The sequence below is a fragment of the Fastidiosipila sp. genome (genome assembly GCA_012511175.1).
Lineage (GTDB): Bacteria > Bacillota > Clostridia > Saccharofermentanales > DTU023 > UBA4923.
Genome location: JAAZGO010000019.1, coordinates 15,859 through 33,128, shown reverse-complemented (window position 1 = coordinate 33,128; position 17,270 = coordinate 15,859). Strand labels below are relative to the sequence as shown.

At 56.6% G+C, this 17,270-nt stretch carries 10 protein-coding genes; all 10 read left to right on the top strand.

What is annotated here, in order from left to right:
* Window positions 1-267: 267 nt before the first annotated feature.
* Window positions 268-852, top strand: a complete 585-nt coding sequence (locus GX839_03715) for a uracil-DNA glycosylase (GenBank protein ID NLB04568.1) — start codon at window positions 268-270, stop codon at window positions 850-852.
* Window positions 849-2,867: an excinuclease ABC subunit UvrB gene (uvrB, locus tag GX839_03710; protein ID NLB04567.1), complete on the top strand. Its 2,019-nt coding sequence runs from the start codon at window positions 849-851 to the stop codon at window positions 2,865-2,867. The genes GX839_03715 and uvrB overlap by 4 nt, the downstream gene beginning before the upstream one ends.
* Window positions 2,868-2,927: 60 nt before the next feature.
* Window positions 2,928-4,682 (top strand): phospho-sugar mutase, encoded by a 1,755-nt coding sequence (locus tag GX839_03705; protein NLB04566.1) that lies wholly within the window; start codon window positions 2,928-2,930, stop codon window positions 4,680-4,682.
* Between the two features lie 23 nt (window positions 4,683-4,705).
* Window positions 4,706-8,356, top strand: a complete 3,651-nt coding sequence (locus GX839_03700; protein NLB04565.1) for a DNA polymerase III subunit alpha — start codon at window positions 4,706-4,708, stop codon at window positions 8,354-8,356.
* 81 nt (window positions 8,357-8,437) lie between these two features.
* A complete protein-coding gene (locus tag GX839_03695; GenBank protein NLB04564.1) occupies window positions 8,438-9,058 on the top strand; it encodes a CDP-alcohol phosphatidyltransferase family protein in 621 nt (206 codons plus the stop codon).
* On the top strand, window positions 9,027-11,408 hold the full coding sequence (locus GX839_03690) for an endonuclease MutS2 (protein ID NLB04563.1): 2,382 nt from the start codon (window positions 9,027-9,029) through the stop codon (window positions 11,406-11,408). Before GX839_03695 ends, GX839_03690 begins: the two co-directional genes overlap by 32 nt.
* A gap of 111 nt (window positions 11,409-11,519) precedes the next feature.
* Window positions 11,520-13,415: a 1,4-alpha-glucan branching protein GlgB gene (gene glgB, locus GX839_03685; protein NLB04562.1), complete on the top strand. Its 1,896-nt coding sequence runs from the start codon at window positions 11,520-11,522 to the stop codon at window positions 13,413-13,415.
* Between the two features lie 2 nt (window positions 13,416-13,417).
* Window positions 13,418-14,698, top strand: a complete 1,281-nt coding sequence (locus GX839_03680) for a glucose-1-phosphate adenylyltransferase (GenBank protein NLB04561.1) — start codon at window positions 13,418-13,420, stop codon at window positions 14,696-14,698.
* A complete protein-coding gene (gene glgD, locus GX839_03675; GenBank protein NLB04560.1) occupies window positions 14,692-15,801 on the top strand; it encodes a glucose-1-phosphate adenylyltransferase subunit GlgD in 1,110 nt (369 codons plus the stop codon). Before GX839_03680 ends, glgD begins: the two co-directional genes overlap by 7 nt.
* Before the next feature lie 17 nt (window positions 15,802-15,818).
* Window positions 15,819-17,270 carry a glycogen synthase GlgA gene (gene glgA, locus GX839_03670; GenBank protein ID NLB04559.1) on the top strand — a complete coding sequence of 484 codons (1,452 nt, stop codon included), beginning with the start codon at window positions 15,819-15,821 and terminating at the stop codon, window positions 17,268-17,270.

Sequence of the window (17,270 nt, the reverse complement as noted above, 5' to 3'; positions counted from 1 at the left end):
AAAGCCTGGCGGATGAGCTGAAAAATGCAAAGATCTGCTTGATTAGGGCGCCATCAGTGAGCGGAAATTTGGCGAAATAAAAGAAAAACTTTTGTCGCGTATGTGGCCGGCCCTGCCGAAGCAAGATTCTTCAGTGAGCACGCCCGGCAGAAAGCGAAGGAGTCCTGCAGGCACTCCTGGATCAATCCCCCCCCCGGCAAAGTCTGATAAACTGACTAATGAATTGACCGTAACGGGAAGGATAAAAGATTGGAGCAGTCCATTGATTTGAGTGAAAACTGGCAGGCCTTTGTCGAAAAATGCAGGAACTGCCGTGACTGCAGTCTGGCGGACTCGAGGAAACATGTAGTCATCTGGCGGGGAGGGGTCCGGGCACCCCTGATGATTCTCGGCGAAGGACCCGGGGCGGACGAAGACCGCCAGGGCATCCCCTTTGTCGGGCGGTCTGGCCAGTTGCTTGATCTGCTTTTGACCAGCTTTGGTTTCAAGCCGGAAGACTACCATATCTGCAACATCGTCAAGTGCCGGCCCCCGGGCAACCGTGTGCCATCACGCGAGGAGGCGGCCGCCTGCCGGCCCCTGCTGAAAGAACAGATGCTTTTTGTGCGCCCGGCCGTCTATCTGCTGATGGGGGCCACAGCCTACCGCTACTTCACCGGTTCTGAAGAGGGGATTTCCAAGGCCAGGGGGATCTGGACCCTTTCCAACAAGTGCCACATCATGCCAACCTTTCACCCGGCTTATGCGCTGCGGGATCCCTCAAAAAAAGTTTTCCTATGGCAAGACATGGCATCGGTCAGGCAGAAGCTGGAGGAGCTCGAACTGATCGAACCGCTGGAGCAGCCCTCATGACGGAAAAACTTCCCGGAGCATTTCATTTAAGGACGGATATGACCCCTCAGGGCGATCAGCCGCAGGCCATTGACAAGCTGGTTGCGGGCCTGGACCGGGGAGATCAGGGCCAAACCCTTTTGGGCGTGACCGGATCAGGCAAAACATTTACCATGGCCAGTGTCATTCAGCGCACCCAGCGGCCCGCTCTGGTCATCGCGCACAACAAGACACTGGCCGGCCAATTATGCGCGGAGTTCATGGCTCTCTTCCCGGATAATGCGGTTGAATTCTTCGTCAGCTATTACGACTACTATCAGCCGGAGGCCTATTTGCCCACCCGCGACCTTTACATTGAAAAAGATTCCTCCATCAACGACGAGATCGACCGGCTCCGTCACAAAGCCACCTCCTCACTGCTGGAACAGCGCGATGTCATCGTGGTTGCCTCTGTTTCCTGCATTTACGGCCTGGGCGACCCCGACGACTACAAAAACCTCATGGTCAGCATCCGGCCGGGGATGACCCGCAACCGGGACCAGGTGATTGAAGACCTGGTCCGGATCCAGTATGTGCGAAATGATTTCGACTTGAAGCGGGGCACCTTCCGGGTACGGGGCGATACCCTTGACATTTTTCCGGCCTCCGAGGAGAATACCCTGACCCGCATCCAGTTTTTCGGCGATGAGGTCGAGGAAATCCGGGAGGTGGATGCCATCACCGGCCGTACCATCAAGGGCCGCAATTATGTGGCGGTTTTTCCTGCCAGCCATTATGCGACAACCCGGGAAAAGATGAAGCGGGCTGTCCACACCATCGGCACTGAACTGGAGGAAAGGCTGGACTATTTCCGCCAGCAGGGAAAACTGGTTGAAGCCTACCGGCTGGAGCAGCGCACCCGCTACGACATGGAGATGATGCTGGAGACCGGCTTTTGCAAGGGGATTGAAAACTATTCCCGGCACCTGACCGGCCGCGCGCCGGGACAGGCCCCCTTCACCCTGATGGACTTTTTCCCGGACGATTACCTGCTCTTCATCGATGAGTCCCACGTCAGCGTCCCCCAGATCGGTTCCATGGTCCGGGGCGACCGCTCCAGGAAGGAATCCCTGGTCGAGTACGGCTTCCGCCTGCCTTCAGCCTTCGACAACCGACCCCTGACATTTGACGAATTCAAGGAGCGGGCCGGGCAGACCCTCTACGTTTCCGCGACGCCCGCTGCCTATGAGCTGGAGCATTCCAGCCAGGTCGCCGAACAGATTATCCGGCCGACCGGCCTCCTGGATCCCCAGGTTTATGTCAGGCCTGTGGAAAACCAGATTGAGGATTTAATGGCGGCCATCCGGGAAACGACGGAGCGGGGTGAACGCACCCTGGTCCTGACCCTGACCAAGCGGATGGCCGAGGATCTGGCTGACTTTTTCCGGGAGGAGAAACTGCGGGTCGAATATCTTCATTCCGATATCGCCACGGTCGAGCGCCTGGAAATCCTGAGAAGACTTCGCAAGGGCGACTTCGACGTCCTGGTGGGCATCAATTTGCTGCGTGAAGGCCTGGATCTGCCGGAAGTCTCCCTGATCGCCATTCTTGATGCAGACAAGGAGGGCTTTCTCCGTTCAACCACTTCCCTGGTCCAGATCATCGGGAGGGCCGCCCGCAATGTCAACGGCCGGGTCATTCTATACGCCGATGAGGTGACCGCTTCCATGGAACGGGCCATCCGCGAAACCAACAGGCGGCGGGAGATTCAAAGCGCCTTCAATCAGGCTCATGGGATCACCCCGACCACCATCCGAAAAGACATCCGAGACCGGATTGACACGGCTTTTGAGCTGGTCGCCGACGAGCCCCTCGAAACGACCGAAGACATCGAACGCTATGACAGGGAACTGACCAAACTCTCCTACGCAGATCTGCAAAAACGCGCCAGGCAAATCGAAAAAGAGATGAACGCGGCTGCCCGCCGGCTTGACTTCGAGCTGGCAGCCCTTTTGCGTGATCAACTGATCCTGGTAAGGGGACACCTGGCAGGCTGATTTTTCCCTCTTATGCTAGACTGAAAACAAGAAATTTGGGTCTTGCAAGAGGAGTTCACCATGCCAAAAACACCTGCGCAAATTGCTTATGAGGGATGGATTTCCAATCCAAAAATGGACACAGCGACCCTGGCTGAACTGGTCGCCATCGCCGACCATCCGGAGGAAATTGAGGACCGCTTCTACCAGGATCTTCAGTTTGGGACAGCGGGACTCCGGGGCATCATGGGGGCCGGCACCAACCGGATGAATCCCTATACGGTTGCCCGGGCCGCGGAGGGATTTGCCCTTTATATTGAGAGCTTAGGGGAGGAGGCCTGCCGGCGGGGGATTGCCATCTCCTACGACTCCAGGAACCGGTCCCGGGAATTTGCCGAATTGGCCGCCTCCATTTTTATTGGCAGGAAGATTGCCGTCCGCTTCTCAGATGAATTGCGGCCCGTGCCCATGCTGTCATTTGCCATCCGCCACTTCGGGTGCTCAGGCGGCATTATGCTGACAGCCAGCCATAATCCCAAACAATACAATGGCTTCAAAGCGTACAGCTCTGACGGCGCCCAGCTGGGTCCTGATGAGGCTGGCCGGGTTGCCGCCATGATGGAGACGGTGACTGATCTGCCCGGCCTCCTGGAAAAGACTCTGTCCTTTGATGAAGCCGGCCGCTCACCTCTTTTCCATTTGATGGGAGGTGACCTGGATGATCTTTATGACGCCTCCCTGCTGGCTCTGACCCTGAACGGAGAAGCTGTCAGGCAAAATCACGACATACCCATCGTCTACTCCCCCTTTAACGGAACGGGGAATAAGCCGGTCCGGAGGATCCTGAAGAAGCACGGTTTTACGAAGGTCAGTGTGGTCCCGGAACAGGAGTTGCCCGATGGCAACTTCCCCTCCACTCCGACACCCAATCCCGAGCTGCCCGAGACATTGGAGCTGGCCATTGCCCTGGCCCGTGAAACCGGGGCCGGCCTGGTTCTGGCCACCGATCCGGACGCTGACCGGACGGGGGTCGCTGTCAGGGCTTCGGACGGTTCCTTTGTCCTTTTGTCAGGCAATGAAATCGGCCTGCTCCTGATGGACTACATCCTGGGAACCAAATCAGTGCGGGGAGAGCTGGAAGCTGACTCATTTTGTGTCTCCACGGTGGTTTCCTCCAGGCTGACCCGCGCGATCTCGGATCATTACGGTACGGGCCTCTACCTGTCGCTGACAGGCTTCAAGCACATCGCGGCTGAAATTCACAAGTACGGCGACCTGGCAGGGGGGGTCTTCCAGTTCGGTTACGAAGAGAGTTTCGGCTACCTCCTGGGCACCAAAGTGCGGGACAAAGACGCCGTTGTCACCTGCCTCATGATAGCGGAGATGGCCGCGGTGTCGGCTGCCTCGGGGCAGACCCTGATTGACAGGCTTGCGGCCCTTTACGAAAAATACGGCCAGGCCGCGGAAAACACCATTTCAATCATCCGGGAAGGCAAGGTTGGGCTGGAAAAGATCGCCGGCGTCATGCAGGCACTGAGAGAGAAGCCTTTTGAGGAGTTCGAACCGCTCGGCATCGTCAGTTTGTCGGACTTTCAGCAAAGCCTGATCACTCATGTCGAAACAGGCAGGAAGGAAGCGCTGGACTACCCGGAGAGCAATGTCCTCCTTTACCAGCTGCAGGGCCTCGACTTCATGTGCGTCAGGCCGTCGGGCACCGAACCGAAGATCAAGATTTATTTTGGTTGCTATGGAAAGGACCTGAAGGAATGCCGGGAGCGTCAACAGAAGTTTGAGTCAATCGTCCTGGCCCGTGTCAACCGCCTTTTGGGCGCGTAAGACGCACCTTTGAATTGAGACCCATGGCCTTTACACACCTTCATCTGCATACGGAATACAGCCTGCTTGACGGGGCCAACCGGATCCATGAACTGCCCGGGCGGTTGAAAGAGCTGGGCATGGACGCCTGCGCCATCACGGACCACGGCTCCATGTACGGTGTGCTCGACTTCTACCGGACCATGAAGGAGAACGGAATTCATCCCGTGATCGGCTGTGAAGTCTACGTGGCGCAACGAAGCCGCAAGGACAAGGACGGGGCCCTGGACCGGGAGCCCTACCATCTGATCTTGCTGGCTGAAAACAATGTCGGTTACCATCATTTGATCAAACTGGTTTCCGCCGGCCACGTGGATGGCTTTTATTACAAGCCCCGGATCGACAAGGAATTGCTGGCAGAGTACTCACAGGGCTTGATCGCCCTCTCAGCCTGCCTTTCAGGCGAAGTGCCCAGGCTGCTCCTGGCAGGTGAACGTGACCGGGCCATTGAGGCCGCCCTGGAGCACCAGAAACTTTTCGGTGAAGGCAATTATTTTCTGGAAATCCAGGGCAATGGCCTGGAGGATCAGGCCCTGGTCAACGCCGAGCTCATATCGATCAGCCGGGAAACGGGGATACCGCTGGTTGCGACCAACGACTGCCATTACCTGCTCCGCGAAGATGCCTTTGCCCATGAGGTGCTCCTTTGCATGCAGACTGGCAAGACCATCAATTCACCCGATCGGATGAGAATGGGGACGGATACGCTCTATGTCCGCTCGCCTTCGGAGATGGAGGAATTGTTTGCCAAGGTGCCCGAGGCCCTTGCCAATACGGAGCGGATTGCCGCCCGCTGCCAGGTTGAGATCAAGACCGGTGAAATTTCACTGCCGCAGTTTGAAACAGGGACGGGGGAGACGGCAGAGGAGATGCTGCTCCGGCTCTGCCGGGAGGGCCTGGAAAAACGACTCCTCCAGCGGGAGACAGGGATTCCCCGCCAAGCCTACCTTGAACGTCTTGATTATGAGCTTTCTGTCATCAACAGCATGGGCTACACCGATTATTACCTGATTGTCTGGGACTTCATCCGTTTTGCCCATGAGCGTGCGATCATGGTGGGTCCCGGGCGGGGTTCGGGGGCCGCTTCACTTGCGGCCTATACGCTTTTTATAACTGACATCGATCCCTTGAAATATGACCTCCTTTTCGAGCGCTTCCTCAACAAGGAACGGGTCAGCATGCCCGACTTCGATATTGATTTCTGCTATGAGCGCCGCGGTGAAGTCATCGATTATGTGACAGAGAAGTATGGCGCTGATCATGTCTGCCAGGTGATCACCTTCGGAACCCTGGCCGCCCGGGCGGTCATCCGTGACGTGGGCCGTGCGCTGGATGTTTCCTATGCGGAGACAGACCGGATTGCCAAGATGATTCCCAACCTGCTCAAGATGACCATCGACCTGGCCCTGGAGATGAATCCCGACCTCCAAAAACTTTACACCAGCGATGAGTCCACCCGGCGCATCATCGACCTGGCCAAACGTTTTGAAGGCATGCCGCGCCACGCATCAACCCACGCAGCCGGGGTCATTATCGCGGGCAAACCCGTTTGCGAAATCGCACCGTTGGCCAGAAATGACGAATCCATCGTGGTTCAGTTTACCAAGGATGATATCGAGGATGTGGGCCTCCTGAAGTTTGATTTCCTTGGCCTTCGGACGCTGACAGTCCTCCAGGAAACATCACGGCTGGTCGAGGAGAAAACGGGAACAGCCATCGATTTTGACCGGATGACCTACGATGATCCCAGGATATTTGAGATGATCGGGCGGGGCGAAACCGATGCCGTCTTTCAATTGGAAGGCGGCGGCATGACCCAGTTTTTAAAAGAGCTTCAACCGGAATCCTTTGAAGATATCATCGCAGGCGTTGCCCTCTTCCGGCCCGGCCCCATGGAGCAGATTCCCCGCTATGTCAAAGCGCGCCACGATCCGAAAAAAATCCGCTATGACTGGCCGCTCCTGGAACCCATCCTCAAAGTGACCTACGGGGTCATCGTCTATCAGGAACAGGTCATCCGGATCGTCCGGGATCTGGCAGGCTTTTCTTCTGCCCAGGCGGACAATGTGCGCCGGGCCATGGGCAAAAAAATCGAAAGCCTGCTCCAAAGCTACCGGGCCCTTTTTATTGAGGGCGGGATCGATGAGAGCGGCCAGCCGGTCAAGGGGGCGGTCGCCAACGGTGTCCCGCGCAGGGTCGCTGAAAAACTGTTCGAGGACATCTACGCTTTTGCGGGCTACGCCTTCAACAAGGCCCACGCGGCTTCCTACGCGGCGGTCGCCTATCATACCGCCTGGTGCAAGTACTATTACCCGGTCGAGTACATGGCGGCCATTTTGAACTCACACCTGGGTGATCTGGACAAAGCAGGGCATTACATCCGTGTAGCCGAAGCCATGGGAGTCAGGGTCCTGCCTCCTCATATCAACAAGAGCGGGACGCGCTTCCGCCCGGAGGGGGATGCCATACGGTTCGGGCTGGCCGCCGTCAAAAACGTGGGCAAGGATGCCATTGCCGCCCTGATCGGCGATCGTGAAGAGAAGGGCCTTTTTGCCAGCTATGGGGACTTCCTCAGGCGCATGTGTGAGTCAGCCATCAACCGCAAAATGATCGAAAGCCTGATCCGTTCCTCTGCCCTCGACTTCTTCGGTATCAGCCGCTCCAAAATGATCGCCGCCATGGAGCCTTTTTGTGACAGCATCCTTTCGGCCAAAAAAGGCGTCATGGAAGGCCAGATCACCCTCTTTGACCTGTCAGCCGACGAGGCTTTAAACCAGAAGGAAGAGCCGGACTATCCCAACGTGCCGGACTTTTCTCTCTTTGAGCGTCTGACCATGGAAAAGGATATGACAGGGCTTTATGTCACAGGGCATCCTTTGAGTTCCTACCGCCAGGCCATTGACTCCATGCCCTTGACCATGAGCCGGGAGATCAGGCGTGACGGCCTGGATCCGGATCAAGAAGCCTACAGCGGGCTGGAGGATAAGGTAGAGGGAAGATCGGCGCTCCAAGACCGCGACAGGGTGGTCATGGCAGGCCTGGTCGTGGCCAGGAGGGATCTTTTTACAAAAAACAAGGACCGCATGTCTTTCATCAGCATGGAGGATGAGACGGGCCACTTTGAGGTCATTGTCTTCCCAAAGACCTACACGGCCTACCATGATCTGCTTGACGATTACAGCGCTTTGCTGGTGGCAGGTACACTGGATCTGCGTGAAGAGGAACCCAAACTTCTGGCGGATCAGATTGCCCCGCTCGAGCCCGAAATGCGTGGTATTCCTGCTTCTTTCAAGGAAGCTGCCAAAAAGAAACGCCCCCGATCCAAAAGAGAGGAGGACAAAAAAGACACGGCGGCTGCTCCGCGGGCTTCAAAATCAATTGCCGCGCCAGAGCATGAGAAAACGCCTTCCCGGCCCATCGTAGTCATCCGGATTCCCGCCGGGGCAGGAGAGGCTTACGTGGAGTCCCTGCGCGCGGCGCTTGGCTATTTTTCAGGTGAGACACCCGTGCGATTCTTCTCTGAGTCGGAGGGCTGTTTTTATTCCGCCAAGGAGGACCTCTCCATCACTTGGAACGACCAGACGGCCCAGGTCCTGATGGAGCGTTTTGGATCTGAGAATTTCGGGATTCTATGATGGATAGAACCGGATAGCCAAATGTGAGAAAATACGTACAGAAGAAAGATTATTCCGTGCCGGTCACGGAAGGGAGTGACAATGAGTGGAAAAGAGAATTCAGAGGGCGGACACGCCAACGGTGACCGGCAGATCCGTTTAATTTTGAATATTCCAAACATCTTGACATTGCTGCGTCTGCTTGCCATCGTGCCGCTGGCCTTCATGATCTACCGCTGGCCGGCCCGTCGGCTGGAGACTTTCCTTATCTTTCTGGCCATCTGGGCAACTGATTTTCTTGATGGATGGATTGCCCGCCGTTTCGATATGATGACCGAGTTCGGGAAACTCTTCGATCCTTTTGTCGACAAGGTTTTGCAGGTGGTGACGGCCTTCATGCTGTTCGCTGCCGGCTGCATACCGATATGGGTGCCCCTCTACTATTTTGCGCGCGAATCCTTCATGCTCTTCGGAAGCAGCCTGCTCCTGGCCAAAAGGCGTGTGGTCGTTTTTTCGGACAGACTGGGGAAATTGGCAACCTTTCTTTTTGTCGTCGCTTTCGTCACCATTTTCTGGATCTCCGATGAAACGCACTGGCTGCGTCAGGTTGTCTTTATCCCGCCTGTCCTCTGTTCCTTCTGCGCGACAATCCATTACATGAGGCAGCAGGCTGGCATCGGCAGGAAAAAAGATGATTCGGGAAAAGACCCTCAAAATACTTGAATATCCTGCCATTATTGACCGGCTGGCCGGATTTGCATCCACGGAAACAGGCCGCGCCCTGTGTCATTCGCTTGTACCGCATCCGTCTTATGAAGATTCGCTTGAAGCCCTGGCAGAAACGGAGGACGCCCTTTCCCGTCTCCTGAAGTACGGTGAACTTCCCTTTTCCGGCATCAATGACCTGGTTCCCATGGTCCGCCATGCGGCGGCCGGAGCCGTTCTCGAGTGTTCGGATTTCTTTCGCATGGCGGCTTTTTTGAGGGCCGTTGAGCGTATGGTCGGCCAGATCCCGGAAGAGGGGGAAGAGGCTCTTCTCATTCATCGCAAGATCAGACAGCTTGAGCCCCTTCCGGGATTCCGGCGCCGCCTGGAGCAGTCGGTCAAGGACGAAGATGACCTGCTTGACCAGGCCAGCGATGCACTCCATCGGATCCGCGTCAGTTTGCGTGAGACCCAGGCTGCAGTCCGGCGGGAGCTTGAGAAGGTTCTGGCCAGGCAGGGGGAAGCGCTTCAGGAAAACATTATTACGCTCAGGGGAGGGCGCTACGTCGTTCCGGTCCGGTCTGACCGGCGCGCTGCGGTCAGGGGGATTGTCCACGACCGGTCGTCGACAGGCAGCACTCTCTTCATCGAGCCCATGGCCGTCGTGGAGCTTAACAATAAGATCCGGGAGCTGGAGGCGGAGGAGGCGCACGAAATCCGCGAAATTTTGAAAGAGCTGTCAGCCATTGTCGCCAAGCAGGCGGATGTTTTTATTAAGAACAGCCATCTGTTGGCAGAGCTTGATTTTGTCATGGCAAAAGCAAAGCTTGCCGGCCAGATGGACGGATCCAAGCCCCTTATGAATGAAAAGGGCGTGATTCTGCTCCGCAAGGCCAGGCATCCCCTGATCGGGCGGGACCGGGTCGTTCCCATCGATTTCGAGCTGGGCCGGACCTTTCGCACCCTAGTCATCACCGGCCCAAATACAGGCGGCAAAACGGTCAGCCTGAAGACCTGCGGCCTCTTGACCCTCATGGGCATGGCCGGCCTTTTCATTCCCGCCGCCGCCGGTTCCGAGCTGGCCTGGTTCCGTGCGGTTGAGGCCGACATCGGTGATGAGCAGAGCATTGAGCAGAATCTGTCAACTTTTTCTTCACACATGAAAGAAATCATCAGGATTACCGCTCAGGCAGCGCCGGGCATGCTGGTCCTGCTTGATGAACTGGGGGCGGGGACGGATCCTTCTGAAGGTGCCGCATTGGCCATTGCCATCCTTGATTACCTGAAAGCTTCGGGCTGTCACACCGTTGCGACCACCCATTACAGGGAACTCAAGGGTTATGCCATGACGGAACCGGATGTGGAGAACGCCTGCTGTGAGTTTGACACAGACACCCTGCAGCCCACTTACAAACTCTTGATTGGCGTCCCGGGAGTCAGCAATGCCTTCGCCATTTCCAGCCGGCTCGGCCTGTCACCGGCCATCATTGATGCAGCCAGGGCTCTGATTTCTGAGGAAGGGACCCATTTCGAGGACCTGGTTTCGGCCATCGAGCAGAGTCATAAAGAGGCCCGGGCCATGGAGGAGGAGGTCGAAAGCCTGCGCGAGGAAACCAACAGGGTCCGGGACAAATTGGCCCTGGAACGCGAAAAGTTCGACCGGGAAGGCAAAAAAATCCTCGAGGAAGCGCGTCTGGAGGCGACGGCCTTGCTCGACCGGGCCAGGGAAGACGTCGATAAGCTGCTGGGAGACTTGCGGTCAGCCCGGCAAGCGGACCGGGACTCGGATCACCGCCTTGCCTCAGAAGCGCGCGGCCGCCTGGGTGCTATCGGGAGGAAATTCCAGGTCCGCCGGCAGGATGAAAGCACCGGCGGGCCGGTCAGACCCGAAGAAATTTCTCTGGGGGATGCATACGATACGGTTTCCCTGGGCGTTTCCGGCCTGGTCCGGGAACTGCCTGATGCCAGAAACCAGGTGGTGCTGGAGTCGGGGTCCTTCCGCGTGAAAGTTCCTGTCCATGAACTCCGGCATGCAGGAAGAAAGCCAGGCAGGGACAGGAAAAAATCTGCCGCTCTTGCGGACCATTCATCCGCCCTGCGATCCGAAATCGTCATGCGGACCGGCACGGAATTAATGCTGCTTGGCAAGCGGGTTGATGAGGCCCTGACCATGCTCGACCACTTCCTTGACGAGGCGGTTCTTGCGGGCATTTCCCCTGTCCGGATCGTCCATGGCAAGGGGACGGGCGCCTTGCGCAAGGCGACCCGGGAGGCTTTGTCCCGGGACCGGCGGGTCAGGTCCTTCCGCCAGGGCGCGGACGGGGAGGGCGGCGACGGGGTGACCGTGGCCGAGCTCATTCTTTCCTAGCCGGTCATGTATAATAATACCAGGGACAGCTGTCAGAGCTTCCCCGCAAGCGACCCGCCGGGGCGGTTTACCGGCCGCCCGAGATCCAATACGCAGAGAGTGACGGGTGACATGAATCAAGCGTGGCTGTTCAACCGGGGTGAAAATTACCAAAGCTACAAGATGCTGGGTGCGCGTCCGCACCTTTCCCCGGAAGGCGGCCAGGGCTACCGTTTCGCAGTTTGGGCACCCCGCGCGGCGGGCGTCAGCCTGGTCGGCGATTTTAACGGCTGGGATCCTCAGGCAGATATCCTGCAACCCTACGGCACCACCGGAATCTGGCATGGCTTCGTGGAAGGCGCTCTGGAATGGCAGCGCTACAAGTATGCCATCCGGACCTCGTCCGGCCGTCTTCTTCTGAAGGCCGATCCCTTCGCACGGCATGCGGAAACCAGACCGGGGACGGCTTCCATTCTCTATGAGGCTGAAAATGACTACCAGTGGGGCGATGCGGACTTCCTGGCCTCCCGCCCCGATGCCCTGGAGGCAGGACCTCTCAACATCTATGAAGTGCACCTGGGATCCTGGAGGCGTTACGCGGATGGCCAGGTTTACAGTTACCGCGAATTGGCACCGCAGCTTGCTGACTACTGTAAAGAGATGGGCTACAATGCCGTTGAATTGATGCCCGTCATGGAGTATCCGCTCGATGCGTCCTGGGGCTACCAGGTGACCGGCTACTTTGCCGCCACTTCCCGCTATGGGACCCCGGCCGACCTCAAGCACCTGATTGATGTCCTGCATCAGTCGGGTATCCGCGTCATCCTTGACTGGGTCCCCTCGCATTTCCCCAGGGACGATTTTGCCCTGGCCCGCTTTGACGGGCACCCTCTTTACGAAGATCCCGACCCCGGCCGCGGCGAGCACCAGGACTGGGGGACCCTGGTTTTCAATTACGGACTTGCAGAAATCCGGTCTTTTCTCCTGTCCAGCGCCTGGTTCTGGATCGATGAATTTCACGCCGACGGCCTGCGTGTAGATGCCGTCAGCAGCATGATCTACCTCGATTTCGGCCGGCCGTCGGCCCAACCGAATCACGAGGGGACTTTCGAGCACATGGAAGCCATTGAATTTCTCAAAACGCTCAACGGTTTGATCCGTTCGCATTTTCCTCACTGCATCCTGGCAGCGGAGGAATCGACCCCCTACCCGGATGTCACCGCCCCCCTTGACCAGGGAGGGCTCGGCTTCACCCACAAGTGGAACATGGGCTGGATGAACGATACCCTTTCCTATATGGAGACCGATTATTTTGATCGGGGCCGGGTCCATGAAAAAATCACCTTTTCCATGGTTTATGCCTTCCGGGAAAATTTCATTCTTCCTTTTTCCCACGATGAGGTGGTCCACGGCAAAAAGACACTGCTGGGACGGATGCCGGGCGATTACTGGCGGCAGTTCGCTTCACTCAGAAGCTGTTACATGTATCAGATGTCCCACCCCGGAGGCAAGCTCAATTTCATGGGCAATGAGTTCGCCCCTTACCTTGAATGGCGTTACTACGAGGAGCTGGAATGGTTTATGCTGCGCTACCCGCGCCACCGCGAGATGAAGGATTTTGTCAGGGATCTCAATCATGTTTACCTGAGCCATCCCGCTTTCTGGGAGACAGACGGTTCCTGGGACGGCTTCGAGTGGCTGCAGGCAGATGATCGTGACCGAAGCATCTTTGTATACGCCCGCAAGGCGGCGGACAGAAAAGAAATCGTCGTGGTGATCCTTAATATGACGCCCGCTGCCTACGAATCATATGTCATCCCTGTTCCGGAAGAAGGCCGCTACCGACTTCTTTTGAACAGTGATGCGGTCCAATATGGCGGGAGCGGCTATGGAGGGCTCGAGGAGCAGGCGGCCTGGACGGCATCTGCCGGTCCGGATGGGGAAAACCCGCACCGGGCTGAATTGCAGCTGTCCCTTCCGCCCTTGGCGGGTGTGTATCTGCATTACACGGGAGAAAGAGAGGAATAAGCATGGCCAGGCAAGAGATGATCGCCATGATCCTGGCAGGCGGCCAGGGGTCAAGACTGGGTGTCCTGACCGATTATATCGCCAAGCCGGCGGTTCCTTTTGGGAGCCGCTACCGGATCATCGATTTCCCTCTCAGCAATTGCACGAATTCAGGCATTGAGACGGTCGGCGTCCTGACCCAGTATCAGCCGCTCGAGCTCAACTCCTACATCGGCAACGGCCATTCCTGGGATCTGGATCGAAACAATGGGGGAACTTTTATCCTGCCTCCTTTTCTCAGCCAGGAGGGAAATGAGTGGTATAAGGGAACTGCCAACGCCATCTACCAGAACATTCCTTTCATCGACGGCTTCCGGCCTGCCTATGTGCTGATTCTGTCAGGTGACCATATTTACAAAATGGACTATGCCAGGATGGCGGCTGCCCACATGGAGATGAAGGCGGAGGCGACCATCGCCGTCATTGAAGTGCCCTGGAGTGAGGCATCCCGCTTCGGCATCATGAATACGGATGAAAACGGCCGTGTTCTCGATTTTGAAGAGAAACCGGCCGAGCCGAAAAACAATCTGGCTTCCATGGGTGTCTACTGTTTTTCCTGGGAGGTTTTGCGCCAGGTCCTGATTGAGGACGAAAAAGACCCCAACTCAAAAAATGACTTCGGAGGCGATGTCATTCCCAAAATGATTGAAGGGGATTACCGCGTTTATGCCTACAACTTTGGCGATTATTGGAAGGATGTGGGGACCATCGTGTCACTTTGGGAATCCAATATGGATCTGCTCACCAAACCGGACGAGATCAACCTCCGCGATCTTTCATGGCCCATTTATTCCAAAAATCCCCAGCGGCCTTCTCATTATCTGGGACCCCATGCGCGCGTCAGCAATATTGCCGTAACCGATGGCGCGGAAATTCTGGGAGAGGTCCGCAATTCGATCGTCGGCTATAACGTGACGGTGGCGGAAGGAGCCGTGGTCAAAGATTCGCTTCTCATGCCCGGGTCAAGGGTTGGGGAAGGGGCTGAATTGACCCGTTGCATCGTGGGCATGAATACGGTGATCGAGCCTGACGTCCGGGCCACTCCCCAGGTCAAAGACGGCACGGAGGATTTTCTTAATCCGCTTTGCCAGGACCATATCACCGTCTTCGCGCCCGGACTGATTATCCGCCGGGGATCAGCCATCGCCGGCAATTCCATGATCGGGCCCGCACACAGCCGTTCACACCCCCACATCGCAGGGTTGAACCCTGATCATGTCGGAAGGGAGATGGGGCCATGCTAACCGATGCCATGGGGCTTATTTTGGCAGATAACCGGCGAATCCAGCTTGACGCGCTCAACCAGCCGCGGGCTTTGGCGGCCGTTCCCTATGCCGGCCGCTTCCGGATTGTCGATTTTACCTTGTCCAACATGGTCAACTGCGGGATCAAGCGTATCGGCGTCGTTGCCCTGACCCGCTACAAATCCCTGATGGACCATATCGGTACAGGCGCCTGGTGGGATCTCGACCGGATGAGGCAGGGACTCTACCTGATCCCTCCCTACATCAATCCGGTTACACGTGCACCCGACCGGACCGACGCCCAGGGAATCATCGATTTCATTGAAAGCGGTGATCAGCGCCACGTCTTTATTTCATCCAGCGACTATGTATCCAATATCCGGTACAGACCGCTTTTGGAGCGGCACCTTGAGTCAGGTGCTGACATGTCAGTCTATTTCGCCCGTGACGGGCATATTCCGCGGGCCTTCTCCCTGGCCATCGAGCTGGATGATCAGTCGCGGATCCGGGATCTCATGATTGATTATCCGGGGAGGGGAAGCCGGCTTAACGCTTTCGGCCTGATTGTCATCTCCAAATCGCTGCTGCTCCAGATTCTTGCCGAAATGATGGCCCGGGGGATCGCTGATTTTTCCATTGTGGGCCTGCTCCAGCTTTACAGGCAGTTCAGCATCCAGGCTGTCGAATACAAGGGTCTGCTCTTTCGGATTTACGACACGGCAAGCTATTTTGATGCCTCCATGCGGGTGCTTGAGAGCCAGGTCCGCTGCGAATTATTCTCCACCGAACGGCCCATCTATACCAAGGTTAAAAACCGGGCGCCCTGCATTATTTCACCCGAAAGCGGCAAGGTCAATAATGTGCTGGCCTCGGATGGCTGCGCCATCATGGGGGAAGTGGAGAACAGTGTCTTGTTCCGCGGATGCATCATCGGCCGAAATGCCCGCGTGACCAACAGTGTTCTCTTTCAGGACGTACAGATCTCGGAAGGTGTCACCCTGGATCACGTCATCGTTGATAAAAACAGCGTCATCAAAATGGGGGGCAAGCTGCTGGGCCAGGTTGGCTATCCCATCGTCATCGGGAAAAATTCCATCGTCTGACGAAAGGGGGTGAAAGTTTGAAAATTCTCTTTGTAACCTCGGAGATGGTTCCCCTGGCTTCGACCGGCGGACTCGGCGATGTGGCGGGCTCACTTCCCGAGGCGCTGCGGGAGAGAGGGCTTGACCTGCGGGTCATCATGCCGCTTTACAAAACCATCAAGCAGTCCTACGCATCGGAACTGCATTTTTTAAGATGGTCCATCATCAGGCTGGGCTGGCGGACCATGTATAGCGGCCTCTTTTCCATGGAAATAAATGGGGTTCCGGTCTACCTGATCGACAACGATTTTTATTTTGGCCATGACAAACTCTACATTGACTACGCTTTCGATATCGAACGATTTGCATTCTTTCAAAGGGCCGTCCTTGAAGCCATGGGGCAGCCCATGGCTTTCGAACCCGACCTGCTCCATCTGAACGACTGGCAGACCGGTATGATCCCGGCACTTCTTGAGTGCCACTACAAGCGGTACGGCCATCATGCGGGCGTCCAATCGCTGATTACCATCCATAACATGAGGCACCAGGGGATCCACGGCCGCGAAAGAGTGCAGGACCTACTCGACCTGCCCGATGAGTACATGACTGAGTCACGGGTCCTTCATGACGGCACTCCCAACTTCCTCAAGGCGGGAATTGTCTATTCCAACCGGGTCACGACTGTTTCTCCAACTTATGCGCAAGAGATCATGACCTCCTATTTCGGGGAGGGGCTGGAAGGGGTTCTGGCAAGTCAAAGCTGGAAAATCCAGGGAATTCTCAATGGCATTGACGTGGATCTATACAACCCCGAAACTGATCCGGAGATTGCCTCAACCTATTCAGCCAAGGCCTGGATGAGGGGAAAAGCGGCCTGCAAGAAAGCCCTCCAGGAAGAACTGGGGCTTCCGAAAGCTGCAAAAGAGCCCTTGCTGGCCATGGTCACCCGTCTTGACCGTCAAAAAGGAATCGACCTCCTGCTCCATATCCTGGACGAACTGCTTGAAGAGGAGATCCAGTTCGCCCTGCTTGGGACAGGCGATCCTTCCTACGAAAAACAGCTGCAGGATATTGAGTCACGTCATCCCGGCCGCATGCGGGCGGTCATCGCTTACGACCGCCATCTCTCCAGGCGGATCTATTCAGGCGCTGATCTCCTGATCATGCCTTCGCTCTTCGAACCTTGCGGGCTTTCGCAGATGATTGCCATGCGCTATGGCACCCTGCCGCTTGTGCGGCAGACAGGCGGCCTGGCGGACACCGTGGAGGCTTTCAACAAGTATGAAAAGACGGGGACGGGCTTTGGGTTTTTGAACATCAATGCCCATGAATTACTCTTCACAGCCAAAGAAGCCGTCCGCGTCTACCGGGAAGACAAGGAGGGCTGGCGCCTCATGGTCAAAGCTGCCATGGAGGGGGATTATTCCTGGTCCCGGTCGGCAAAATCCTATGAGAAGCTGTATCAGTCCATTCTCAAAGAAACGGGTTAA